18 protein-coding genes are annotated in these 25,045 nt (G+C 47.4%); 10 read left to right on the top strand and 8 right to left on the bottom strand.

What is annotated here, in order from left to right:
• Window positions 1-229 precede the first annotated feature (229 nt).
• The 3 genes from G8759_RS10130 (at window position 230) to G8759_RS10140 (ending at window position 4,254) form a co-directional block, all read left to right on the top strand.
• On the top strand, window positions 230-703 hold the full coding sequence (locus G8759_RS10130) for an RNA polymerase sigma factor (RefSeq protein WP_167207565.1): 474 nt from the start codon (window positions 230-232) through the stop codon (window positions 701-703).
• Window positions 700-1,830, top strand: a complete 1,131-nt coding sequence (locus G8759_RS10135) for a RagB/SusD family nutrient uptake outer membrane protein (protein ID WP_167207567.1) — start codon at window positions 700-702, stop codon at window positions 1,828-1,830. Before G8759_RS10130 ends, G8759_RS10135 begins: the two co-directional genes overlap by 4 nt.
• 93 nt (window positions 1,831-1,923) lie before the next feature.
• Window positions 1,924-4,254, top strand: coding sequence for a PDZ domain-containing protein (locus G8759_RS10140; protein ID WP_167207569.1), 2,331 nt, complete (start codon window positions 1,924-1,926; stop codon window positions 4,252-4,254).
• 84 nt (window positions 4,255-4,338) lie between these two features.
• Here G8759_RS10140 and G8759_RS10145 read toward each other — a convergent pair whose 3' ends face one another.
• Genes G8759_RS10145 through G8759_RS10160 form a run of 4 tightly spaced genes read right to left on the bottom strand, consistent with a single transcriptional unit; the run spans window position 4,339 to window position 7,556 of the window.
• A complete protein-coding gene (locus G8759_RS10145) occupies window positions 4,339-5,562 on the bottom strand; it encodes an FG-GAP repeat domain-containing protein (protein WP_167207571.1) in 1,224 nt (407 codons plus the stop codon).
• A gap of 22 nt (window positions 5,563-5,584) precedes the next feature.
• On the bottom strand, window positions 5,585-6,427 hold the full coding sequence (locus G8759_RS10150) for an MBL fold metallo-hydrolase (RefSeq protein WP_167207573.1): 843 nt from the start codon (window positions 6,425-6,427) through the stop codon (window positions 5,585-5,587).
• A gap of 56 nt (window positions 6,428-6,483) precedes the next feature.
• Complete coding sequence (locus G8759_RS10155) at window positions 6,484-7,344, bottom strand: SDR family NAD(P)-dependent oxidoreductase (protein ID WP_167207575.1); 861 nt, start codon at window positions 7,342-7,344, stop codon at window positions 6,484-6,486.
• A complete protein-coding gene (locus G8759_RS10160; RefSeq protein ID WP_167207577.1) occupies window positions 7,341-7,556 on the bottom strand; it encodes a hypothetical protein in 216 nt (71 codons plus the stop codon). The genes G8759_RS10155 and G8759_RS10160 overlap by 4 nt, the downstream gene beginning before the upstream one ends.
• Before the next feature lie 124 nt (window positions 7,557-7,680).
• Between G8759_RS10160 and G8759_RS10165 the strand changes: the two genes are divergently transcribed.
• From G8759_RS10165 to G8759_RS10195, 7 genes are all read left to right on the top strand, one after another.
• The gene (locus G8759_RS10165; RefSeq protein WP_167218857.1) at window positions 7,681-8,247 is read left to right on the top strand and encodes a hypothetical protein; all 567 of its coding nucleotides are present in this window, start codon (window positions 7,681-7,683) and stop codon (window positions 8,245-8,247) included.
• Window positions 8,248-8,397: 150 nt separating this feature from the next.
• Entirely contained in the window at window positions 8,398-8,877 is a 480-nt protein-coding gene (locus G8759_RS10170; RefSeq protein ID WP_167207579.1) for a hypothetical protein, read from the top strand.
• A gap of 109 nt (window positions 8,878-8,986) precedes the next feature.
• The gene (locus G8759_RS10175) at window positions 8,987-11,878 is read left to right on the top strand and encodes a type IIG restriction enzyme/methyltransferase (RefSeq protein ID WP_167207581.1); all 2,892 of its coding nucleotides are present in this window, start codon (window positions 8,987-8,989) and stop codon (window positions 11,876-11,878) included.
• 161 nt (window positions 11,879-12,039) lie between these two features.
• A complete protein-coding gene (locus G8759_RS10180) occupies window positions 12,040-12,525 on the top strand; it encodes a hypothetical protein (protein ID WP_167207583.1) in 486 nt (161 codons plus the stop codon).
• Window positions 12,526-12,715: 190 nt separating this feature from the next.
• On the top strand, window positions 12,716-13,855 hold the full coding sequence (locus G8759_RS10185) for an efflux RND transporter periplasmic adaptor subunit (protein ID WP_167207585.1): 1,140 nt from the start codon (window positions 12,716-12,718) through the stop codon (window positions 13,853-13,855).
• Window positions 13,856-13,945: 90 nt separating this feature from the next.
• A complete protein-coding gene (locus tag G8759_RS10190; RefSeq protein ID WP_167207587.1) occupies window positions 13,946-17,158 on the top strand; it encodes an efflux RND transporter permease subunit in 3,213 nt (1,070 codons plus the stop codon).
• The gene (locus G8759_RS10195; RefSeq protein ID WP_167207589.1) at window positions 17,127-18,587 is read left to right on the top strand and encodes a TolC family protein; all 1,461 of its coding nucleotides are present in this window, start codon (window positions 17,127-17,129) and stop codon (window positions 18,585-18,587) included. The genes G8759_RS10190 and G8759_RS10195 overlap by 32 nt, the downstream gene beginning before the upstream one ends.
• A gap of 572 nt (window positions 18,588-19,159) precedes the next feature.
• Here G8759_RS10195 and G8759_RS10200 read toward each other — a convergent pair.
• From G8759_RS10200 to G8759_RS10215, 4 genes are all read right to left on the bottom strand, one after another.
• Window positions 19,160-20,479, bottom strand: a complete 1,320-nt coding sequence (locus tag G8759_RS10200; protein WP_167207591.1) for a sulfatase-like hydrolase/transferase — start codon at window positions 20,477-20,479, stop codon at window positions 19,160-19,162.
• A 67-nt stretch (window positions 20,480-20,546) separates the two neighbouring features.
• The gene (locus G8759_RS10205) at window positions 20,547-21,950 is read right to left on the bottom strand and encodes a sulfatase family protein (protein ID WP_167207593.1); all 1,404 of its coding nucleotides are present in this window, start codon (window positions 21,948-21,950) and stop codon (window positions 20,547-20,549) included.
• A 76-nt stretch (window positions 21,951-22,026) separates the two neighbouring features.
• Window positions 22,027-23,583, bottom strand: coding sequence for a sulfatase family protein (locus G8759_RS10210; protein WP_167207595.1), 1,557 nt, complete (start codon window positions 23,581-23,583; stop codon window positions 22,027-22,029).
• An 11-nt stretch (window positions 23,584-23,594) separates the two neighbouring features.
• On the bottom strand, window positions 23,595-24,911 hold the full coding sequence (locus tag G8759_RS10215) for a RagB/SusD family nutrient uptake outer membrane protein (protein WP_167207597.1): 1,317 nt from the start codon (window positions 24,909-24,911) through the stop codon (window positions 23,595-23,597).
• Between the last annotated feature and the right edge of the window lie 134 nt (window positions 24,912-25,045).

A 25,045-nucleotide genomic window follows, 5' to 3' on the forward strand; every position in this document is an offset into this window, starting at 1 on the left:
CAAAGGGAGCGTATAGACTATTTGCATTAATAGTCTATACGCTCCCTTTGGTGTTGTAGGGCAGCAATCAGTACAGTCAACAGGATTGTACGCTGATTATTCAAGTCAGTAGTTAGGCAAAACATGACTAAAAACTAAAAGTCAGCCTAAATGATATTATTGTTGAGTTATATTTGTACTAATAATTATTTTTAAAGATAAACTTATATTATTCCCTGATAATAAAGGTATGAATGTTGTAGACACTACCGATGATGCGCTGTTATGGGCTCAGTTTCAGCAAGGTGATCCTATTGCTTTAGGGAAATTGATGACCAGAAACTATACAGCTCTGATTCAGTACGGTACCAGGTTTAACCGGGAAAAAGATGATATACGGGACTGCATTCAGGATGTATTTGTTGATCTCTGGAACTGTCGTACCACCCTTAGCCGGTTAACTACCAGCCAGGTTCTGCCTTACCTGATGGCTATGTTACGTCGGCTGCTTCACAAAAAACACCTGCTTCGTCAACGAGTCAGCTTAATCTCCATAGCTGATGAGTATGAAGATACAAGATTTAATATATCTTTTTCGGCTGAAGACCAGTTGATTGAGGCCGAAAGGGACCACGCTAACGCACAACACATTCAGCAATTAACAAATCAATTACCACCACCTACTGGACGTTCCGCAACACCTGGCAAGGGTGGTATCAAATGATTAGTAATGCCAATCAGCTGCTTGAAAAGCTGCCGGGTGCGAGTTTCTTAACGGACGCGGATAAAAAGCGACTGGAAGGAGAGGCTAAAGCCATACGTGGTTTTTCGTACTTCAATCTCGTACAGTTGTTTGGCGATATACCATTGCGCACGCAAACGGTTCAATCATTTGATCCGGTAGCTATACCCCGGTCGCCCCAGAAGGATGTTTATGCCTTAATTGTAGCTGACCTGACTACGGCAGAACAGCAATTACCCGAAACAGCGGCTCAGGGCCGCGTAAACAAATGGGTAGCCACTGCTATGCTGGCAAAAGTATACCTGACAATGGCCGGAAATCCCCTCAATCAAACCTCCTTTTTCAAGGATGCCCGTGATAAAGCGATTGCCGTTATAAATTCTGGTAAATATAGCTTGACCCCCGATTATGATAATGTATTCCATAATTCAGCTTATACGTCAAAATCCATTTGGGAGATACTGTATAATGGAGTTGTTTCGGGGAGTGACCGTCAAACTATAACGTATCCTGGTACTGGCTATAGTCCAATTCTTTTACCCACAATGGCCTTTGTGAACAGCTTTCCAAAAGGTGATCGCCGAAATGATTGGGGAATTGTCATGACTACAAAAGATCAGGCGGGCAACACACTTCGGCCTTACTACAATAAGTATGTGAATCCTGAATTTGTTAGTCAAAACCTGACACCTACGGCCGTAGCCGGAAAAGTAATTTACACGACACCCATTTTTCGACTGGCTGAAATGTACCTGATTGCTGCTGAAGCTGAAAACGAGCTGGCGGGCCCAACGTTGGGTTACAGCTATATTAATGCGATTCGGGAACGAGCACGCATCAACAAATCGGATTCGACTCAGGTGCCTGCTTTGGCTGGTCTGAGCAAAGATCAATTTCGGGAAGCTGTCTTTAATGAACGTAAATGGGAGTTACATGCCGAAGATCAAGCCTGGTTTGATCTTAAGCGTACCAATAACTTCGCTAAAGTGAAGCAGGCGCGGGGCGACAAATTGTCCGTGCCAATTGGCAGCTACAACAATACCTGGCTCATCCCGGATTTTGAAATTCAGAATAACAATATTCCCCAGAACCCAACTTACGGCAAATAGAACCGTTGCCATCGAAAATAACCCAGAACGCTTGCTGATTCTTACTAATCTAGCGTGAAGTAATTCCATGCTGACTGGTTAATCATTCATTGTATGAAACAATTGGCTTTTTGCGCCCTACTAGTATCCTCATTCGCTTATTCACAAACGCGGCTCTACGTGGCCCCTTCCGGTAACGATACGCAGGCCGGTACGTTGACCGCGCCTGTAGCTACACTGGAAAAAGCACTGGATAAAGTAAGAACAGCCCCCCATGCTGAGGTTCAAATCTATCTTCGACAGGGCGTTTACTATCTTACCAAAACAATTCATATTGATCCAGAGCGAATCGGTTCTAAACGGGTATTAATTCGTGCGTATGGAGACGAGCGTGTCGAACTGAATGGTGGCAGGAAAATTACCGGACGTTGGCAGAAGAATGGAGAGCATATCTGGACGACAACGGTAACGGGAGATTCGTTTGGGCAATTAGTTATAAACGGCCAGAAGCAGAACCTGGCCCGGTATCCGAATTATGATTCGACGGCCCGCATTTTTCATGGAACGGCCTCCGATGCACTTGGTGAGGAACGAATTCAGCGATGGAAAAATCCGGAAGGGGGCTACATTCATGCACTTCATTCGCATGAATGGGGGAGTTTTCACTATCGGATTAAGGGGAAAGTTGATGGAAAACTGATCACTGAAGGCGGTTGGCAAAACAACCGTCCTTCGGAGATGCACCCTAAATATCGGTTTGTGGAAAACATCATTGAGGAGTTGGATTATCCCGGCGAATGGTTCTATGATCGAGTAACGCATACGCTTTCGGTAATCCCCCAACAAGGCACTGACTTAACAACGGCTCGTATTGAAGTAACAGGATTACGATCATTAATTGAATTGAAAGGTACCCCCGAAGCTCCACTTCGGGGGGTACAGATTCAGGGTTTACGACTGGTCAATACGGAGCGTACGTTTATGGAACCCTACGAACCCCTATTACGGAGCGACTGGATGCTTTACAGAGGGGCGGCTGTTTACCTGGAGAACACGGAAAATTGCCAGATAGCTAATTGTGAGTTATCAGATTTGGGTGGTAATGCCATACTGGTTAGCCGTCACAACCGAAACACATCGGTGAAAGGGTGCCATATTCACCACATTGGTGCGACGGCTATTGGTTTTGTTGGTGATACCTCGGCAGTACGTTCGCCCGCCTTCCGATATGAATGGTTTGTGCCTTATGAAAAAATGGATTTACAACCCGGGCCAAAGAATGACCGTTACCCGGCTCAGTGCAATGCGGAGGACAATCTGATTCATCATATTGGGGAGATTGAGAAACAGGCAACGGCTATCGAAATTTCGATGGCTTCCGACATTACCGTACGCCATAACACAATTTATCAGACACCTCGGGCAGGCATCAATATTGGCGATGGTACCTGGGGCGGTCATCTGTTAGAATTCAACGATGTGTTTGACACAGTGTTGGAAACGGGGGATCATGGTGCCTTCAATTCATGGGGACGTGACCGCTTCTGGCATCCGAATCGGAAAACGATGGATAGCCTTGTGGCTGCCCATCCGGAATTAATTAAGTTAGATGCACAAAAGACGATCGTTATTCGGAATAATCGATTTCGTTGCGATCATGGCTGGGACATTGATCTGGATGATGGCAGTAGTAATTACCTCATATATAATAACGTATTGCTGAATGGCGGTTTAAAATTTCGGGAGGGCTTTTATCGGACTGCCGAAAATAATGTCATTCTAAACAACTCGTTCCATCCACACGTCTGGTTTAAAGACAATGAGGATGTCTTTCGAAAAAATATTGTTACACGGCCTTACGCGCCAATAAGAATTAATTATTGGGGCAAAGAGCTTGATAATAATTTATTCCCTGACCAGGAGGCTTTACTGAAGGCTCAGCATAATGGAACCGATGCCCACAGTCGTTTCGGTGATCCCCATTTTCTGAATCCGAAACAGGGTGATTACCGGGTAGCTAAAAGCAGTCCGGCGTTAGCGTTAGGATTTCAGAATTTTCCAATGAATGGGTTTGGTGTGCAGAAGCCCAGGTTACGCAGTTTGGCCCGGTCACCCAAGCTGCCCTTGTTGATTCAATCGACTGTAGAGAAGGAACAATTGGAAAAAACATGGTTGGGTATAAAAGTGCGAAATATACGGGGGGCTGGGGATAGGTCAGCTTATGGGCTACCAGATGAACTGGGTATCCTTGTCATTGAGATCCCCAAGGGCGCAGCGGCTTCTGGACTTCAGAAGGGTGACGTGATCCGAACCGTGAATGGGACAACGGTAGCCACTGTCAGTCAATTAGTAGCTACTCAAAAACAACTACATTATCTACCGACCTTACCAATTGGCGTCATACGGAACCAGCAATTGATCAATATAACCTTAGATAAGCCATAGGTACTGATAGTTAGTCAGTAAGGTCATATAACTTATGGCTGAATTTCGATATCGACCTTTTCATGGTTAAGATCGGCGACTAGGTCATTTCAACTGGTTCCAGTAGATCAGTACGTTTAACGTGGCGCGGCCCGAAGCAATGATGTCGAGATCACCATCGCCATCGAGGTCGGCTGCCTGAAGGTCTTCGCAGGCCATTCGGACACTATCGTCCAGCGAGTAGCCTTCCACATTTCCTTCTTCTTTGGGCTTAAAGAGCCGGATACCTACTTTTCCGGCTGCGTTTGGGTTACGCCAGCCAGCCACGATCTGATCACTGCCAACACCCAGAAAATCACCACAGGCAAGCGCATGTCCCTGGCTGAACATATCGGTTAGAACGTCGACCTCTTTATCGGAACCCTTAGTCGTCGATTTTTTGAACGAGTAGGAGCCGCTTTCTACCTGCAACAGATTACCATGCATCGGCTGAATCGTTGCAATCGCACTTCCACCGTTCAGACGCCGGATTTCGCCAATGCCTTCGACTCCTTTGTTGAGGAGCGGCAACGCGTTACTGGCCGATTCGTCGTCGACCGGATGCCACCTCTTTTTCTTCCATTCGAACACATTGCCACCTTCTTTCCCGGCCACGATCAGTCCGGTAGTTGCTCCATCTTCCCAAATCTCGAAGTTATGGGTCAAGTGCATTGTTGAATCTACCAGCTGACGCTTCCATGTACTACGCGGATCTTTCGGAAATTCATAGCCCCAGATTCGTACGCCCCGACCCTCGCCATTTTTGTTGCCCAGTCCGTGTAAAGGCACAACGATTAACTGATAATTGTCTTTGCCAATTTTCGCCCAGCGCATCCGGTGGGTAGTTACTTCATGGTGTAAGCGAATGGCTTCCCAGCGTTGTGTTGGATCTTGCGGGCGGACAAGATAAAATACGGCTCCTGATTTGGTACTATCTCCGGTTTCGGCAGGGTTCCAGCCTGCGCCAACAGCCACCTCCACGCGCCCGTCGCCGTCCAGGTCGCGGGCGGCAATGCAGACGTTATCCTGCGGAGTCAGATTGGCTGCCATGACGTATCTTTTCCACGGACTGGTTTTGTTGCCGGGATTCTGATACCAGACAAACTCCTTCTGATCGGCCAGTAAAATATCGGGCTGTTTGTCGCCATCTACATCGCCAATGGCCAGCCCATAACCAATATTGATCTGGTTATCGACAACCTGGATCTTGAAGTTAGGCGTTTGAGCTACGCTTAGTTGTGCAACCACGAGCAATAAAGCCGGTAAATGGAGCAGGAGGGAGGTTTTCATCGTGTGTTTTGTCGTGATTCTACTAGTCAATGCGAATGCCTTCGCCCAGTTGCATGACGCGGTAGGGCGTGCCATACTGTTCACAGGCTTTCACAAAATCGGCCGGATCGGCAGTGTTGAATTCAAACAGATCATAATGGTGAGGAATAACGAGTTTGGCCTCAATGTCGCGGCCAAGCCGGGCTGCTTCATCAGGGTCAAGGTTACCCGCCACGCGACGTTCGGGTTTGTTGCCGTTAATGGGCAGAAAAGCCACGTCTACCTTGAAGGGTTTCAGGATATCGACCATACCATCGTACCAGAGTGTATCGCCGGAATGGTAAACACGATAGGGGCCGATTTCGACCACAAAGCCCATAAATTTGCAACGGCCTTCTACATCACGCTCCAATTCATTATGTGCCGCCGGAACACCATGAAAGACGAAACCGCCTACAGGAACTGTCTGACCATCGTTGAGGCCAATAGGCTGACTTGGTGCGATACCAAGCCGATCTGTGACAAAGGTGCGATTGGCTTCAGGAATAACCAGCTGCATCTGCCAATTGGCGGCAAACAAGGGGAACAAGGTGTTATAATCTAAATGGTCAGTATGGTTATGACTGGAGGTGACAACATCAATCATACCCAAATGGCCCGGCTGAATAACCCGTTCTGAGATGCGTACATGGGGCTTGTCAGTATGGGCATATTTCTCCGATAATGAGTCTGACAGGTACGGGTCGAACAGTAACTGTTTGCCATTGTGCTGTACTAGAAAACCGCTCTGCCCGAGCCACCAGATATGCAGTGAGTCGGGTTGGTTTCGGGCCGTTTCGATGTCGGCCAGGAGGGCGTCGTCTTTTTGAAAAGCGGGTTTAAGCATGGTTTTTTACTTGCTCAAAAGAAAGCTATTGACTTAACCAGTGAAAGGAGCAAACCTTACGGTTTATACCGCAATCCGCTAACTCGTCCCAACACCCAGTCAATTATTCGATCGGGGAGGAGTCGGGGTAGTATCCAGCTTGTTAGCTTGTTGGGCACTAATGCATAACGGGTTCGTGGCTGGGATGTTTCGTGAATCTGTACAATGCGCTCCCCAAGGTAATCAATTGAAAATCCACGCTTTTCGGAGGTTTCGACTTGTTTCAGAAACCATTGCATGGCTGGATAATACACGGTGTTATTGTAGGCACTAATGTCCGTTCCTTTACCCCAAATGGGTGTTTTAACGGCTCCCGGTCCAACAATAACGACATCAATGCCAAACAGCGCCAGTTCCCGTCGCAGGCTGTGCGAAATGCCTTCTACGGCGTGTTTGGAGCCGACATAAGCACCCATAAACGGAATCGCGACCTGTCCATTCACCGAACTGATATTCTGAATCCGGCCAGGCTGGACAGCATGATTGGCCCGCGCTCCGAGCAAGGGCAGAAACGCCTGCGTGACCTGAATTAATCCCAGCACATTGACCTCAAAATGGTTTCGTATTGTGTCAATGGGCTGATATTGCAGGGGGCCACCCATGGCAATACCCGCATTATTGATGAGACCACCAAGCCCGCTGTTAGCCAGCCGGGCGTTGAGAAATTTTGCTGCTTCGGCAACAGCATCCGTGTCGGTTACATCAAACAGCAGCGGAATGAAATTGTCGCCCAACTCAGCCACGAGCCGATCGGCATCGGTCTGGTGACGAACACTCCCAAAAACTGTGTAGCCGCGCTGAACGAACTGTTTGGCTGCGCCGAACCCAATGCCCGTTGAGACACCCGTAATAAGAATGTTTTTGCTGATGGGTTTCATGCCGTAAAGCTACGAGTAATGCAATAGGCCTGTACGGATATCGTGAGTTCTTCGGCTTGTACAAAAAAACTGTATTTTACCCGCCCAATAAGCGTAAATGCCTGACTTAGTGCCTTGCGGGATACGTAAGCAGTACGACAAACGATTTGGGCTGACAAAACCGCATTTTCATCGTCAGCAAAATACGCAATTCGTTCAACCAATTCGTTCAAAAAGCGGTTACGAAATTAATTAGTGAGTGAGTAGACTGGCGAGTGCGTGAATAGACGTTCCATTCACATGTTCATTGCGCCAGTGACCCGATTATTCATTAATCATTCATTTGTGAAATTGATTATGCAGGACATCGAACCCTTTTACGGCTGGGAAAAATATTATACATCGGCTGACGACGAGCGGTCGCCGTTTCACGAACGGGAGTATAATATGCAGCAGTACGAAAACAATATATACGGCTATTACATCCATCCGCTTTGGGACGAAATTGGCTCCGAAACCCTGTATTGCAAGATACTGTTTGCCAATTATGATCGTCAGTTTGTCGTGATCGAACTTTTTGGGGAATGGAACGATACGCTTCATAACGATATCATGTACCTGAAACGGCAGGTAGTAGACCTACTGGTCTATGAGGGAATTAAGTATTTTATTCTGATCAGTGAAAATATTTTCAATTTCCACGGTTCTGACGACAGTTATTATGAAGAATGGTTTGAGGATGTAGAAGATGGCTGGATTGCGGCTATTCATTCGCCGGAGTTTATTGAACGCGAGTGGAAAAAATACCACCTGGACTATTACATCAACTTTGGGGGTACGCTGGACATTGCTAACTGGCGCACGCTAAAACCCGCCAACCTGTTTGAATTGGTCAATAGCCTGATTGTTCGACGGCTGGGGTAGCCCAGGGAAAACGATCCAAAAACAAGGCCTGCCTCTCTTCAGGTCCTGCTGCCATTTCCGCTCGTCTTTTTCCCTTCTTCCTATTCTTTTTGGTTTTGCCCCCGTTTCTGTTCAATTTTCGCTCATTATTAAAAGCCCACAAGTGATTTTATGGAAGACAACGCAAAAAACACAGCCGCCGAAGAAGTAAAGGCTGCCAAGACAACGACTGCCGAGAAACTTGAGGCCTTCAAATCCGAGGCTGGTCAACACCTGAATGCAGCAGCTACACAACTCGACGAATTGAAAGACAAGCTGATCGCTCAAGCGCAGGAATTTGGAAAAGATATTGATATTGAAGGAATTAAAGCGAAAGCGACTGAGCATTTCGACGCAGCGAAAGCATCTACAGCCGAGAATCTGGCTTCTCTGCAAGCTCAGGCTGAAACCGTTTTTGCCGCAGCTTCTGCCAAAGCCGACGAACTATCGGACGTTGCCGAAGATAAGTTTGATGAACTGAAAGCCGAAGCATCCGTGCAACTCGAAGCTGCGCAGGTTAAGCTCGACGAACTGAAGGCTGAAGCTGCTCTTCAAATTGAAGAAGCGAAGGAAAAGGCCAAGAGCGTCTGGAATCAGCTGTTCGGGAATTAATAGCTAGTAAGTATAGAGAACACGGAGAGTGAGCAGGGGCAAGTCGAAAAAAACTTGTGAACACTGCAAAGCCTCTGTGTTCTCTTTGTTTAGCGTTAAATTTGCCTCCATGAGGCTCCACCTTCGTAAACCACTTCAGTCACTCAATAAAGCGTATGCCCGGCAATCAGTCCCGCAGGAGCAACTAGATACATTTCGTAGCGCATTGACTCGGCTGTTTTCGCGGGTAGACGAGAAGGAGTCTGAAGAATTCCAGAAAAACATTGTTGCTGGTTTCCTGTGCGAAACGTTCTATAACAATACCTTCGAGGTTCATACGAACGATTGGATTGATCTCATCATTGAGGCCAGGCCGGTCTCGCCGGAAATTCCTGACAAATTGTTGCCCGGCAGCTTCCCGTCGAGCGCCATTATCGAGACCCGAAAAGTGTTTGCGGCCGAGATGATGACTCCGCTCAAAAATAATGTCAAAGCCCTTCATGATCTGATTTTATACTACTTTGAGCTTCGTGAACGCGACCCGAATCAAGTAGTTTGCCAGTTAATTATTACGGACGTTTATAACTGGTTCATTTTCGACGAAACCGATTTTCGTCAGTTCTTTTATGACAATGCCCGGCTTAAACGATTATTTCAGCTCAGGCAACAGCAGAAGAAAGACGACGCTATTTTCTATGCCGAAACGGCTCGTATTCTGCGTGATCTTGACGTCGACTTACCAGTCACATACCTGAATCTGCGTGAATTTGCCGATGCGCTCAAACTCCCAATTGAAGAAGGCAATCGCGCCTTGGTACCAGTCGTTAAGGTGTTTTCGCCAGAACATTTACTAAAACAACCGCTGCCAAATGGCACAGACGCCGTCAGCCAACGCTTTTATAATGAACTGCTTTATATCGTTGGACTACACGAATTGCCGACGAATAAGAAAAGCAGGCTTATTCAACGACTGCCCGAAAATGAACGGGCGGAGGGGTCGTTATTGGAAAATTCCATTAGTCAGCTACTTAAACAGAATGCGCTGGCAAATGCGGAAGGACTAAATACCTACGTTGCTACCGAAACGGATCAACTGGCTGACATTGGGTTGGAACTATGCTTTACCTGGCTTGGCCGTTTGCTGTTTATTAAACTGTTCGATGCACAACTGGTTAGGTATGGCCTGCGCGACCGAAGCGCCCACGTTCTGACTGCACAGCGAATTCAGGACTTCACTGCACTTAACGCGTTGTTTTTCGACGTAATGGGCGTACCTGAAGAACAGCGGTCGGCTGATAGCATAAACCGGTTTGGACGTGTTCCCTATTTAGGTTGTTCCCTGTTTGATAAAACCGCTCTTGAACGACAGACAGTAACGATCGGCGATCTTGACAACACGCTCGAATTACCAATAGCTGGCCAGACGGTTCTCTATAATACACAGGCCGAATCAGAGGCAGCACAACGCTCAACACTACACTATTTACTGGATTTTCTGGATGCGTACGATTTCTCCGTTGACGATCCCGTTGTCGTGCAGGAAGATAAACCGAGTATTACGGCGACCGCGTTGGGAGCGATTTTTGAGAAGATCAACTGCTATCTTACTAATTCAGTGCTAATTCCCGATCACTTGGTTGCGGAGATCGTTCGCGATACAGTGCGTAGAGCGGTGATCTCGAAATTTACCACCTATCCCGATCTGAATTCCCTGCGCCCCGACGATTCGATTAAGGCAACAAGTATTGAAGAACTCAGTAGCTACTTTAGTCATTTTCACGAACCCCAGTCGCTGCTGCGCTTCAATGCTGTTTTCAATAGCCTTCGCATTGTAGACCCAGCCGTTGGCAGCGGACGTTTTCTTGTAGCAGTGCTGCATGAACTTATCGCTCTGAAAGCCGAGCTGGGCATTCTGGTCGATAGCGACGGGCAACGTATTCATCAACTTTGTGTCAGCTCTGTCAATAGTGAATTAGTGCTCACCAATGAGGATGGTGAGCCGTTTGAGTACATTCCGGAAGGAGGGAGCCTGACTAAATTTTCCTCTGTGGAAATGCAGCGGGTCCAGAAAACAATAATTCATGAGAAACGGACGCTTCTGGAAAACTGTCTCTTTGGCGTAGATGCCAGCTCCACCGCCGTCAATTTCTGTATCTTGATGCTATGGATCGAATTGATAAAAAGCGTTCCGGTTACTGAAGTGATGGGTAAAGTTGACCGACGCGACATTGCGTCTCTACCATGCGCTTTAAATATAAAAATCGGCAATGCGCTGGTGTCGCGCTTCAGTCTGGATTTTCAGGCTGATGGTTTGAAGAGTCCAATCCGCGAGAAATTTATGATCGACTTCAACCAGTATAGAATGGATGTGCTGGCCCTCCGGCAAAATCCAGAAAAGCTGGATGAAGAACAAATTCATGCCCGAATACAGGAGTTCACCGAATTCCTGAATCAGGTAGCACTCGCTGGGCAGAAAGAAGTTCTTGAGATTCGTCGGCTCGAAGCCAGACTCGCACAGGCGGCTTTACCGTTTGATTCCATTAGTCAGGATGATAGACAACAGAAGCTAACCAGCCAGCTACAACAGAAAAAAGCAGCTTACATCAATAAACAACGCATTTTTCAGCAGGCGTTTGAGTGGCGATTTGCGTTTCCTGATGTGCTTGATGAAACCGGAAATTATGTGGGTTTTGATGCTGTGATCGGTGTGCCACCATTCACTCGCTCCGAAGGATTCCCTGGTTCCAGGGCGTATTTTCAGGGAGCGTTTCCAAATACATACGTAAGTAAGGCCGAGCTGTATGTACTATTTGTTGAACTAGGGCTCAACCTGCTGAAACCGGGTGGGCAATTGACCTATGGGCTACCAACGAAATGGACGCAGGTAGGCTATGCGAGTAAATTGCGCAGCTGGCTACAGACCGGAGCTCTCGAGCAGAAAGTAGCTGTAAGCAGTCTGGCCATTACCGACGAAAAGACAGCACAACTGAGTATTTTGTCAATTCGTAAGGAAGAAGAATAATAAAATTAGGCAAATCCGTTTTTTACGAGCAAATCAATACTTAATTGATCCATTTGGCTTAATTACTTAAACGATAATTTGCCCCATCGTCTGATAACATAACTTTCTAAATTGTAGCAAACCAAGGAAAACTTAAAAGAAATTGCCAATCTGCGCTTAGAATGGGCAAGATGGAACAGGTTATGCTTGTCGCTGGTTATATTTGTGAACCTACCAACCGAATTGGGTTTATGGGTAAGCTTCAGCGTCAATCCGTACTGTACCGGCTCCTTTGCCTGTTGATGGCATTACATGTCATCAATGTCAGTATTGATGCGCCCGATCCTTACGAGGCACCCAGATTTCCGGGCGAACGGCGCGAGAATTTATCGATCAACGAAATAGAAAGCTTCAGCGAGCTCCTGCTGGAAGAATGTTTCGGTCTCGAAAATGCCATTCCCGAACATGAAGAATCCGACGACGACTCTGAGGTGACCAACGTTGAACAGGATTACTTCTTTCACCAATTGTTTGTGTTTACCACCTTGCCCGATCATTATTGGTATTTGATCCGGCAGGCTGTGCCTTTCAAACTCGCACATGTTCCTACACATGTGCCTGAAATTTCGTCTCCTCCCCCCCAGTTCGCGGCATACCCGCGTGTGTAAGAAACGTTGCTGATGCGATACCCTATGCGTCAATAGAGCAGAACCATCTGGTCTATTGATGAATAGGTCGCGCCTTTACACATATGGCCTGGTCTTCACGATAAATCAATCTGTGTGATAGCTGGTAGAAGCCACCGAAAGGATGGCAGTATCTGCCTTGTATTCACGCGTATACTTTCTGCCTTAAAAGATGAAAAATTATGGAATTCTAGCCGCTCTTCTCATGGGTGCGGTACTAATCGGCTGTTCGGATAAGGAAGCACAAACCGATCAGCCGGAAACGCTGACGTTGCCCGTTGTGAAATTGGCACGTCAATCTACGACACTCAAAAAAGAGTATGTCGGCACATTGGAAGCGGTCCGCAATGTTGAAATCAGGGCTCGGGTGTCGGGCTTTCTGGAAAAAATCTTCGTCGATGAGGGGCAACCTGTCCGGCAGGGACAACTGTTGTTTAAACTCAATGAGGCCGAATATCAGGCCGAACTCGATAAAGCCAAAGCCAATTTAAAAAGCGCCGTGGCAGGAGCTAAAACCGCCGAAGTTGAGCTGGGGCGGGTGAAATTACTGGTCGATAAAAACGTCGTTTCTCCGTCCGAACTCGAACTGGCCAAGGCCAAATTAGATGCCGCCCGTGCCTCTATTGACGAAGCAAAGTCGATGCAGGATAACGCTGCGCTCCGATTGTCGCATGCGAGTGTTAAAGCTCCTTTTGATGGAGTTATTAACCGGATTCCGTTCAAGATGGGTAGCCTGATCGAAGAAGGGGCCTTACTGACTTCCGTGTCGGATACCCGCGAAGTGTATGCCTACTTCGACGTTTCGGAAAAGGAATACCTGGCCTACGTCAAAAAACACCGAAAAAATCCCAATGAGGGCATCCAGACGGTGGAAATGTTGCTGGCCGATGATTCCAAATATGCCCATAAAGGCAAGATCGAAACAGTAGAAAGTGTCTTTGAAGAAGGGTCAGGGACCATTGCTTTCCGGGCGAGATTCCCGAATCCGGAAAAACTCCTTCGACACGGATCGTCGGGTAAGATCCGGCTGGCGAATGATGTAGACGATGCGCTGTTGGTGCCCCAGAAAGCCGTTTTTGAGGTGCAGGACAAAAACTATGTCTACATCGTGGATGCATCCAACAAAGTGAAGTCGCGGAGTTTTGTAACGCAGGGCCGGGTAGACCAGTACTATCTGGTACAATCGGGTCTGGCGCCGGGCGAACGGGTTGTTTATGAAGGAATTCAGAATGTCCGCGACGGTATGCAGATCATTCCGGAGGCCGTTTCTGCTGATAGTCTCTCGTCGCAAAATACGCTAGCTCAACAATAACCAAAAGGTGCTCAGCAGGCAATTCTGGTTTGTCGTATCGGTGCATACGATGAACGGGAAGGTGTCTGGTGAAAACTGCCCACTGAAATTATGTTCGATTTATTTATCAAAAGACCGTTGCTGTCGGCGGTTATATCGGTGCTTATTACACTGCTGGGAGGGCTTGCGCTGGTCGGTTTGCCCATTACGCAGTTTCCCGATATTGTGCCACCCTCGGTAACGGTAACAGCCAAATATACAGGCGCTAATGCCGAAGTAGCCACCAAGGCTGTAGCCATGCCGCTGGAGCGCGCCATTAATGGTGTGCCGGGTATGGTATACATGAACTCGGTTTCGGGCAACGATGGTAGTACGCTTATTCAGGTGTTTTTTAAAGTGGGTACTGATCCCGATCTGGCGGCTATGGGCGTTCAGAATCGGGTAACGACGGTGCTCGATGAATTACCTGAAGAGGTTATTAAAGCCGGGGTATCGACCGAAAAAGAGGTGAATAGTATGCTGCTGTACCTCAATATTTTCAGCGATGACCCGAGCGTCGATGAGAAGTTCATTTACAACTTCGCCGACATCAACGTGCTGGCAGAACTGAAACGGATCGATGGCGTTGGGTTTGTCGACATCATGGGCTCGCGGGAATATTCCATGCGGGTCTGGCTCAAACCCGATCGTATGACATCCTACGGGGTATCGCCCGATGAGGTAATTGCTGCCATCCGTGAACAGAACGTCGAAGCCGCTCCCGGTAAAGCGGGCGAAAGCTCGGGCCGTAAATCGCAGATGCTTCAATACGTACTTCGATACAGCGGTAAGTTCTTCGATCCGAAACAGTACGAAAATCTCGTTTTGCGATCCGAATCCGACGGATCGATTCTGCGCCTGAAGGATGTAGCCGACGTGGAGTTCGGCTCACTTGATTACGATGTTCTCTCGAAAACGGATGGTCGCCCGTCGGCATCGATCATGCTAAAACAACGGCCGGGATCGAACGCGCAGGAAGTTATCAACAACGTGAAAGCGCGGATGGCTGAACTGAAGAAAACGAACTTCCCGCCCGGTATGACCTACAACTTCGCTTACGATGTATCGCGGTTTCTGGATGCGTCGATACACGAGGTGGTACGCACCCTGATCGAGGCTTTTGTGCTGGTGTTTCTGGTCGTGTTTATCTTTCTGCAGGACTGGCGATCGACATTGATTTGTGCCCTGGCTGTACCGGTAGCGCTGGTTGGTTCGTTCGCGTTCATGAGCATGATCGGTTTTTCGATCAATCTGCTTACTCTGTTTGCCCTGGTGCTGGCCATTGGTATTGTGGTCGATAATGCCATTGTGGTCGTTGAGGCCGTTCACGCCAAGATGGCTGAGACCAGTGACGGATCTGGCCATCTGTCGCCCCGAGCTGCCACATTTGCGGCCATGAAGGAAATTAGTGGGGCATTGATTGCTATTACGCTGGTTATGTCAGCGGTGTTCGTGCCCGTAGCCTTCATGTCGGGGCCGGTCGGTATTTTCTATCGACAGTTTTCGCTGACACTGGCCGTAGCCATTGTGATCTCGGGTATCAATGCCGTAACGCTCACGCCCGCTTTGTGTGCTTTGTTGCTACGACCTACTCACGGTCATGAATCAACCGGATTGCTCGGACGGTTTTTTGCCAGCTTCAACCGGGGCTTCGATGCCATGACGGGCCGCTATCAGAAAATTCTCCGGCGGGTTGCCAGCCGGGGTGCGGTCACCATTGCCATGCTGCTGCTGTTTGCCGCCGGTACCTGGGGAATCACCTCGTTTTTGCCGAGTGGTTTTATTCCAACGGAAGATCAGGGAATGATTTACGTGAACGTGACCACGCCTGTTGGTGCTACAGTAAAACGTACGGAAGATGTACTGGACAAAATCCAGCAGGTGGCCTCACGCATGGAAGCTGTCGAAAACGTATCAACGCTGGCAGGCTATAGCCTGATGACCGATGGGGTGGGAGCTTCTTACGGGATGGGCATGATTAACCTGAAAAGCTGGGATGAGCGCAAGCAAACGATGGAAGAGGTAATTGCCGATCTGGAACAGAAAACGAAGACTGTTCAAGATGCCAGTATTCAGTTTTTTCCACCACCAACGGTGCCGGGTTTTGGTAACTCCAGTGGTTTCGAACTGCGAATGCTGGACCGTACAGGTTCCGGCGATCTCCAAAAGACAAAAAAGGTGGCTGATGATTTCATCGCAGCCCTCAAAAAGCGGCCAGAAATCGGGAATGCATTTACAAGCTTCGATCCCAGTTTTCCGCAGTATCTGTTGCAGGTAGACCAGGATAAAGCCGCTCAGAAAGGTGTTTCGATCGATAATGCGATGAGTACGCTGCAAACACTGATGGGTAGCTATTACGCATCGAATTTCATTCGGTTCGGGCAGATGTACAAAGTTATGGTACAGGCATCTCCCGAATACCGGGCAAAGCCAGAAGATGTACTGAATCTGCGGGTGAAGAACCGGGAGGGCGAAATGGTCCCTTATTCGAATTTTGTCAGCCTTCAGCGTGTGTACGGTCCGGAACAGATCACCCGCTACAACATGTACATGTCGGCCCTGATCAATGGCGATCCTAAACCGGGTTACAGTAGTGGTGATGCTCTGCGGGCGGTGCAGGAGGTGGCTAAAGAAACCCTGCCGCGCGGTTATTCCTTCGAATGGTCGGGTATGTCGCGTGAAGAAGTTCTGTCGGGCGATCAGGCCATCTACATTTTCGCCATCTGTCTGGTCTTTGTGTATCTGCTGCTGGTGGCACAATACGAGAGCCTGTTTTTGCCGCTGGCGGTTCTGATGTCATTACCTGCCGGTATTTTTGGTTCGTTTTTGTGCCTGCAATTCGCGGGGCTGCAAAACAACATTTATGCACAGGTTTCGCTGGTCATGCTGATTGGTTTGCTCGGCAAGAACGCTATTCTGATTGTGGAATTTGCCAACCAGCGACAACAGGAGGGATTATCGATTGTAAAAGCGGCTGTGGAGGGGGCTGTTACCCGTTTGCGGCCTATTCTGATGACTTCACTGGCTTTCATTGCCGGGCTGATTCCCCTCTGTATTGCGTCGGGAGCGGGGGCTTTGGGCAACCGATCGATCGGAACGGCGGCTGCGGGAGGCATGCTCATCGGGACCATTTTCGGCCTGATTCTGGTGCCCGGACTTTATATTCTATTCGCTAAGCTGGCTCAGCGTTTTGCCTCGAAAAATACGAATGCAGATGATGAGCCAGGTTCAAATTTACTAGCTACTAAAACGAATGCCAACGGTGCAATCCTTCAAGAAACATAGCCTCACGTACGGACTTAGTCTGGTCGTTTTTCTGACCAGTCTGAGTGGTTGTCGGGTTGTTCATACGCCTTCAAAAACGCCCGATATGTCCGTGCCTGCGTCGTTTATCGGCCGCACCGATTCGGTCGGCATCGGTAATCTGGACCGGAAAGAACTATTTTCCGATCCGTATCTGGTTCGGTTGATCGATACGGCTCTGGGACAGAATCCCGATCTGAAGATGGCTATCCAGCGCATAGAAATAGCTCGTGCCGGTTTTCAGATCAGTCAGGGGGCATTGTTGCCGACGGTCAATGCCGTAGCGGCTGCCGGTCTGGATCGATACGGGCGGTATACGATGAACGGGATCGGGAATTACGACACGAATCTGTCGGAAAATATTAACGGACAGAGCCGTATTCCAAACCCGACTCCCGACTTTTTTCTGGGCTTTCGCAGCTCATGGGAGCTTGACATCTGGGGTAAGCTTCGCAACCGCCGACGGGCTGCATACACACGTGTGCTGGCTTCACAGGAGGGCCGTAATCTGGTCGTAACGGCACTTACATCAGAAGTTGCCCGACTGTATTACACCTTGCTGGCGCTGGATGGCGAACTGGACATTATTCGGGAAAACGTTGTGTTGCAACAGCGGGCTGTCGAACTGGTGAATGTACAGAAAGCGGCCGGTCGGGTAACGGAGCTGGCTGTTCAGCAGTTTACGGCTCAATTACTGAACACGCGGAGTCTGGAAGGCAAAGTTCGGCAGGAGATTGTTCAGGTCGAAAATCAGCTAAATGCCTTGCTGGGTCGTTATCCTCAACCGATTGCGCGCGGTCGGTCGATAGAAGATCAGAAGGTTCCAGCCTCGGTTGTTGCTGGGCTACCGGTGCAACTGGTACGTCGCAGACCCGATATTCGGCAGGCCGAACGCGAACTGGAAGCAGCCAATGTTGATGTGGCCGTGGCGCAGGCTGACTTTCTGCCATCGCTGACGCTAACGCCCTATATTGGGCTGAATTCCTTCCGGGCTGCTACCTTGATCGATCCTGCATCGCTGGCGCTGGGTGCTTTAGGTGGTCTGACGGCTCCAGTCTTTAACCGGCGATTGCTGAAAGGTAATTATGCCGTGTCGGTCGCCAGGAGCAAAGAAGCGTATTATGCCTATCAAAAAACGATTCTGAATGGCGTTAGCGAGGTGGTTAGTAGCCTGAAAGGCCTGGAAAACTATCGGGGTGTTGCCGATATCCAGGATCAGGAAGTAGCCATGCTGCGGAAGGCGGCTACGACATCGAATGAACTGTTCATCAATGGATATGCTACTTATCTGGAAGTCATAACGGCCCAGCGGAGCGTACTGGATGCTGAACTATCGCGGATCGAGACAAAACGGGCGCAGTTTTTATCTCTTATTGAGTTATACCGGTCGCTGGGCGGTGGCTGGCAGTAAGACTTACCCAAAAAAGGGTTGTTCGTCTGCTATATTCTAAAAGTGTGGCAGACGAACAACCCTTTTTTAGCGGCCATATAATCGATTTTAGATTAAGGTGTAATTGTTTTGCTAGGTAGTCGACTGTTTGTCAGTGCTTTATATGAATGCGACTAATTTGCATACGAAAACCGAGTTTTGCTTATCGGCTGACAGTTTATCCCGAGTTATCTCTCCGGTGTTTATGAATTCATTCACCACTATGGTCAGCTTAATAACTACTTGATTGTTGTCAAATACTCACATCTTAGCCTGATAAAATGATTTGGGTAATCTATTAATAAACTGCGATCAACCAGTCAAATGAATATAGTAATAAACCGAGGTAGAACCGAAAATTTAAGCTAACCTATATTATTATATGTTAACTATATGTGGCCTGTCATAGCCTGCTTCAAATCCAGACATTTTCATTTCGACGAATACTGGCCTTTGGTATCATACTCGTCGTAGATGCAAAATAAGCCTACTGAGCTAGGTAGTTAAGCAGGGACAAAATGCCTCCTTTTAAATTCACTAAAATTCTATAGCAATTACGATTTCGCTGGAATGGCCGACATTTTCTTTTCCCATTGGACTAGTAAGTCCACTAACTGCTTGGCCGTGGAGGGAAATTGCTTAAATAGGCTTTCCGTCTCTCCCGAATCTTTACTTAAGTCATATAAATAATAGTCCTGATTTTCCCTGACTAGCTTCCACTTACCCTTTCTTACTGCCCCAGAATTTTTATAGCTCCAGAAAACCGGCCTTTCTGTTGAATGGAAGGCTCTATTTAATAGAATATTCCTAAAGCCTCTACCTTCTAACTGCACGTTTTCCGGGATTTTTGAACCTGTTAATTCTGAAATTGTAGGAAATATATCCATCGTCATAAGAAGTTCATCGGTGACTTGAGGGGCTGCTACTCCTTTCCAGTAGGCAATCATTGGGATACGATGTCCACCTTCCCAAACCTGCCCTTTTTGGCCTTTGAAAGGAAGATTAGAACCAACTTCAGTAGCTCCGTTATCTGATAGAAATAGAATAAGCGTATTTTCTAAAATCTTGTGTTTGTCGAGCGCTGTGATAATTTCCCCTATACCTTCATCCATGATTCCAATCATCTGTCCGTAAATCTTTCGTTCATCCGTAATCACTTCAGGTTTATATCCAGGATTACCAGTGCGTTCAGGTCGGCTATCCCTTACCTGATATGGTGCATGTGGTGCCTCGTGAGCAATGTATAAAAAGAACGGGTTACTCTTATTTTGGTCGATAAATGACAGAGAATGTTTTGTTATCAGATCTGTTGTATACCCTGCTTCGTCTGATTTACTGATATTGGACCACCAATCGAAATGGTTCTCCAGATCGAAATGTGTATTGTAATCAACATTGCCACTGACGTATCCTTTGAAGGTGTCAAAGCCTTGCTTAACAGGCGAATAGATTGTGTCGTATCCTAAATGCCATTTCCCTATTATACCAGTCTTGTAATCATTTTCTTTTAAAATTTCTGAAATCAATTTTTCGCTCAAATCTAGTCCAACATTCCGATGGCTTTTTGCTGTTATTACACCCGTGATGCCAGTATTTTGAGGATATTTCCCGGTAAGTAACGATGCCCTTGTAGGGCTGCAAACAACACCATTCGAGTGAAAATCAAGAAACTTTATACCTTCTCGTGCTAGCTTATCGATATTGGGTGTCCGGTGATTTTTGTTGCCATAACAAGCCAAATCACCAAAGCCGAGATCGTCGGCAACAATGACAATAATATTGGGACGCGAAGTAGAGGGCCGACTAATCTGACTGTAAGAAGATCCTGCCAAAAGCAGAAGTTGTATAAGAAAATATTGAAAAAAACTTCGCATAGATTTAGTTGGTAAACGTGTAAAGGGTTTAAGCTCCAGGGTACAGCCAACGAAATACTAATGTCCTTCAGTCCGGAAGTCCGGATTTCCAGTCATTCCATTTATTAAGTAGCTCTTTCACCTTCTCCCGATTGTCGTTCGCCAGGTTTTTTGTTTCAAACGGATCGACGGAGATCATATATAGTTCAATTCGATTAATACTATTGTTCGCTATTAATTTCCAGTCTCCATCTCGTACCGCGATGGTGGCCCAGCTATTTTGTCTGTACCGGTCGGTTCCCAGATAAGGAAATCTCCATTCCCAAAACAGTGGCTTTGAGCGCTTAAAAGGCTTTTTTTGCAACAAGTTGGCAAAACTTTCCCCATCTGGCTTAAAATCTGTAGGAAGGTTCTTCCCTGCCAATTCGCAGAAGGTAGGCAGCAAATCAACCGCCGACAAAACACTCAGGGTATCTATCGTTCCCGCAGCAACGTGGCCGGGCCACCTTATAATAAAGGGGACATTAACCCCACCTTCAAAAATATCAGTTTTGCGACCCTTCAAGCCCGCCGTTGACCCCGCGATTCTTGCCGGCGCATAGTTTGCGGGGCCATTGTCACTGCTAAAAATCAGCAATGTATTATCATCAAGTCCCATTTTTGCCAAGCTATCCATTAGCCTTCCAATATGGTAATCCGCATCCGCCAACACCGAATAATACGTTTCTTTATCGGGTTCTAAGCCTTTAAACGGTTTTCTTTGACGCTCTGATGGGGCAAGCGGGGTATGTGGATCCTTCAACCAAATATTTAAAAACATGGGCGACTTCCCCCTGTTCCTACGCAAAAAATCAATTGACTCGTCGACTGCCAGTTTGCTCGAATTCTGAATCCAAAGCGTGTCATCATCCATGTACCTCGTCGTCGGCCAATGCTGATCACCTTTCCAGGTGGGTCCGTTACCATTCCACACTCTGGTTTCATCATAACCATATACCTTCGGTTCGGGCGCTCCCGTATCTCCATTTGGTGCACCTCCACCGCCCAAATGCCACTTTCCTATATGAGCGGTTACGTAACCCGCTTCACGCATTTGTTTTGGTAAATATACCGGCAAGGTCTCATCCAGCCAATTCGGCATGTTTCGCCTGGAATTCTCCCCATTTCCTGCAAAATGGCCATGAATACGATGCCTCGCCGGAAAATGTCCGGTAAGTATCGAGCTTCTGCTAGGAGAGCAAACACCGCTGGTCACGTGGAATTGCGTGTAACGGGTTCCCTGAGAGGCTAATTTGTCTAGATTGGGGGTAGTGACATCGGCATTTCCATAACAGCCTAAATCACCATAGCCCCAATCATCTGCAAAAATGAATACAATATTGGGTCGATTTTTAGTTTTCTTCGTGTTTTGCCCTGAAACCCAAATGCCTGATGTGATCAATGACAAAAATACAGTTAAAAGCAAAAATCTCCTGCCATCGTTTTTCTTCATAATGCATCGTAGATGTTTCTCGTGCCCCTACAAGAATGAGGCTTATTGTCTCCTAAGCGGCTATTTGCGTTGCGGGTCACTTATTGCTCCCCAATCTGGTGTAACCCGATTTTTTCTGCTTTTGTAACTCACTGTCTAGATTGCGAGCTATGTCTGGAAACGATTTAATCACATTTTTGCTTTCGGTGGGGTCCGTTTCCAGATCATACAACTGAGCCTGCAAATCTGCCGTTGGTGAATTGTCTTCCGACCATCCACCGCTTCCTTTTCCTTCAATGTACTTCCATTTACCTTTTCTGAGCGCAAACATTCCATTGATCGAATGGTGAATAATGCTTTGCCTTGTAGGGTTTACTGGTGCATTATTTGTGAGGACAGTTGAGAAATCGAAGCTGTCCTGCGCGGCCGAAGCGGGTATTTTTTGGTGTGTGATCGTTGCGAAGGTCGCCAGAAGATCGGTAAGGCAAATAGTGTTTGAAGTCTGCCGGCCTGGTTTAATGTTCCCAGGCCAACTTGCCAAAAATGGCACCCTATGCCCGCCTTCCCAAATATCCGATTTTTGGCCGCGGAATATATAATTTGCCTGATGGGCAGGGAATAACTTTTTATCCCCGGGTTTCCAGTCCGCTCCGTTGTCTGACGTGAATATAATCAACGTATTGTCGGTGATTCCCAGACTGTCTAAGGTATGCATTACCTCGCCAACGACAGCGTCGGTATGGGCTACAAAATCACCATATATACCTGCCTTGGATTTGCCCTTAAAACGTTGGGAAGGGAGCCATGGCGTGTGCGGCCCTGTTAGCGGAAGGTATAAAAAGAAAGGTTTTTCCGACCGGGCCGATTTTGATATAAATTCAGTAGCTTTTTTCGAAAAATGGTCAAGTGTTCCGTGGATGTTGAAGTTTGGCGATGCTTTTCCCTCACGCCAGAACACCCCACGCGGATATTTGCTTCCTTCGAGTTTTATAATGCCCTGTTCAGTAGGCTTTTTATCGTCAAAGTAGACATATGGGGGCATGTCCAGCGAAGCCGAAATAATGTAGCTGTAGTCAAACCCCAACTCATTTGGACTATTCAACAAGGGTTTTTCTACATTGATCCCGTTGCCGTTGGGCCAATCGAATGTTGAATCTGCAGGCGAATTTGTCGAAGTAATAACACTATCGATTGCGAAGGATAAACCAAGGTGCCATTTGCCAACGATACCCGTATGATAGCCAGCATTATTAAGCAGATCGGCGATGGTGAAGCGGTCGTTTTCAATCAGCGGGGGTGAATATCCTCCCAAAACGCCTTTTTTGAGTGAAGACCGGAATGAATAGCGGCCAGTAATCAGTCCATAACGCGTTGGCGTACATACCGACGAACCCGAATGGGCATCCGTAAACCTCAGACCGCCAACGGCCAGTTTATCCAGATTTGGAGTAGGAATCTGAGATTCAGGATTATAGGCTCGAATATCACCATAGCCCATGTCATCTGCAAGAATGACAACGATATTGGGCTGATTGATTTTTGCACCGGGTTCGTTTGTAAGTGCATTACGGAAAGACAGTGCACTTATGGTTGTTCCGATGACAACGCCTGCCGTCATCATTTTGGCCAGTGACAGTCTGCAAGGTAATTTCATTGGTTGTCGGTTTAGTTATAGCCTGGATTTTGTTGCCCCAGCCGTGCGTTATTAATAAATTCAGTTGCCGGCAATGGATATAAGAAGTACGTTTTACCCGTAATAGCATGGGAAACCGATCTGGCTGTTGGGAATGTTCGTTTGGACAAATTCATTTGTTCCTGAATTGTATTTGCTAGTATCCCCCAGCGGTTCAGATCGAAGTACCGTTTTGCTTCAAAGGCCAGCTCCGTTCGTCGCTCTTTTCTGATCGCGTTGCGAAATTCCTCCTGCCCGGCGATATCAGAGGATAGTAAAGGCTTCAAACCCGCCTTCGTACGCACCAGATTCAGCAATTCGAAAGCCTCTTTATCCGCCTGAAAACCAATTTCGTTCAAGGCTTCGGCCCGCGTCAAAATTATCTCGGACAATCTGATCAAAGGATAATTCCAGGTACTCTGTCCTCTCGGGTCGACGTTATTTAAATATTTATTAATGTAAAGCAGACTTCCTTTTGGCCGCTTGGCATCAAGAAAATTAATCAGATCGTAACTCGCAAGACAAACGGATTTGCGGAGGTCGTTGGGCTCAAAAGCCTGAACAATACCGTTTCCAGACGAAAGTCCGCCACCAGTTCCATTCATAGTGTCGTCGGAAGGAAGCATAGCGGCACCACCGCCTGCGCTTGTCGGCGACCACGACTGACTAAGGCCGCTAGTAGTCGCGCTGGAAACACCACCGTATTGTACTTCGAAAAAACTCGCCGGACTATTTTCGGCAGTTCCGTTAAAGCTACTGGCATAGTTCACGGGTAGAGCTGCTTTGTTGATAATTCCTTCAGTGGCGATCTTCACCTGGTCCCATTCTTCGAGCTCCAAATGGACCAGGGCCTTCAATGCGGAAGCAGATTGGGCGGTTGGTCGGCCTTTTTCCATACCAAACGAGCCTGAATAACTCGCTGGAAGCAGTTTTTCAGCGTCGGAAAGATCTTTTTTTATCTGGGCATAGATTTCTTTAGCTGCTGTCCTCGGCTGTTCGGAATCATCACGCGTTTTTATTTGCCTGACTATTAATGGAACGTCTCCGAAAAGCCTTACAAGGTTGAAATAATAAAAAGCACGGATGAACTTCGCCTGCCCTTCCACAGCCTTTTTCAATATAGGGTCTGTCAGATCTACGGCAACGTCGATGTTGTCAATAATGGTGTTTGCACGGCAAATTCCCAGGTAATGCGGCTCCCATACATTTTGAGTATAGGTAGAATTTGCTTGAATAATATAAACATCCCCATCAATTTCATTACGCCAGGTCCAGCCATCGTCACTGGCAAGGTCTGTTAACTGCTGCATTGGGCCACGGTAAAGGGCTTGTAACGGTGCATAGCTTCCATTTACGGCAGCAATTATCCCATCGCGGGTAGTAAAGAGTTTATCCAGCTCGATAATACCCTTCGGTTGGGGTTCCAGAAGATCGGTGCAGGAGG

The sequence above is a fragment of the Spirosoma aureum genome (genome assembly GCF_011604685.1).
In the GTDB taxonomy this organism is placed as follows: domain Bacteria; phylum Bacteroidota; class Bacteroidia; order Cytophagales; family Spirosomataceae; genus Spirosoma; species Spirosoma aureum.

Excerpts from the sequence above, each read along its gene's own strand:
- G8759_RS10130 (WP_167207565.1), top strand. The coding sequence starts at position 230 with ATGAATGTTGTAGACACTACCGATGATGCGCTGTTATGGGCTCAGTTT.
- G8759_RS10135 (WP_167207567.1), top strand. The coding sequence starts at position 700 with ATGATTAGTAATGCCAATCAGCTGCTTGAAAAGCTGCCGGGTGCGAGT.
- G8759_RS10140 (WP_167207569.1), top strand. The coding sequence starts at position 1,924 with ATGAAACAATTGGCTTTTTGCGCCCTACTAGTATCCTCATTCGCTTAT.
- G8759_RS10145 (WP_167207571.1), bottom strand. The coding sequence starts at position 5,562 with ATGAAAACCTCCCTCCTGCTCCATTTACCGGCTTTATTGCTCGTGGTT.
- G8759_RS10150 (WP_167207573.1), bottom strand. The coding sequence starts at position 6,427 with ATGCTTAAACCCGCTTTTCAAAAAGACGACGCCCTCCTGGCCGACATC.
- G8759_RS10155 (WP_167207575.1), bottom strand. The coding sequence starts at position 7,344 with ATGAAACCCATCAGCAAAAACATTCTTATTACGGGTGTCTCAACGGGC.
- G8759_RS10165 (WP_167218857.1), top strand. The coding sequence starts at position 7,681 with ATGCAGGACATCGAACCCTTTTACGGCTGGGAAAAATATTATACATCG.
- G8759_RS10170 (WP_167207579.1), top strand. The coding sequence starts at position 8,398 with ATGGAAGACAACGCAAAAAACACAGCCGCCGAAGAAGTAAAGGCTGCC.
- G8759_RS10175 (WP_167207581.1), top strand. The coding sequence starts at position 8,987 with ATGAGGCTCCACCTTCGTAAACCACTTCAGTCACTCAATAAAGCGTAT.
- G8759_RS10180 (WP_167207583.1), top strand. The coding sequence starts at position 12,040 with ATGGGCAAGATGGAACAGGTTATGCTTGTCGCTGGTTATATTTGTGAA.
- G8759_RS10185 (WP_167207585.1), top strand. The coding sequence starts at position 12,716 with ATGAAAAATTATGGAATTCTAGCCGCTCTTCTCATGGGTGCGGTACTA.
- G8759_RS10190 (WP_167207587.1), top strand. The coding sequence starts at position 13,946 with ATGTTCGATTTATTTATCAAAAGACCGTTGCTGTCGGCGGTTATATCG.
- G8759_RS10195 (WP_167207589.1), top strand. The coding sequence starts at position 17,127 with ATGCCAACGGTGCAATCCTTCAAGAAACATAGCCTCACGTACGGACTT.
- G8759_RS10200 (WP_167207591.1), bottom strand. The coding sequence starts at position 20,479 with ATGCGAAGTTTTTTTCAATATTTTCTTATACAACTTCTGCTTTTGGCA.
- G8759_RS10205 (WP_167207593.1), bottom strand. The coding sequence starts at position 21,950 with ATGAAGAAAAACGATGGCAGGAGATTTTTGCTTTTAACTGTATTTTTG.
- G8759_RS10210 (WP_167207595.1), bottom strand. The coding sequence starts at position 23,583 with ATGAAATTACCTTGCAGACTGTCACTGGCCAAAATGATGACGGCAGGC.
- G8759_RS10215 (WP_167207597.1), bottom strand. The coding sequence starts at position 24,911 with ATGCAGCAGTTAACAGACCTTGCCAGTGACGATGGCTGGACCTGGCGT.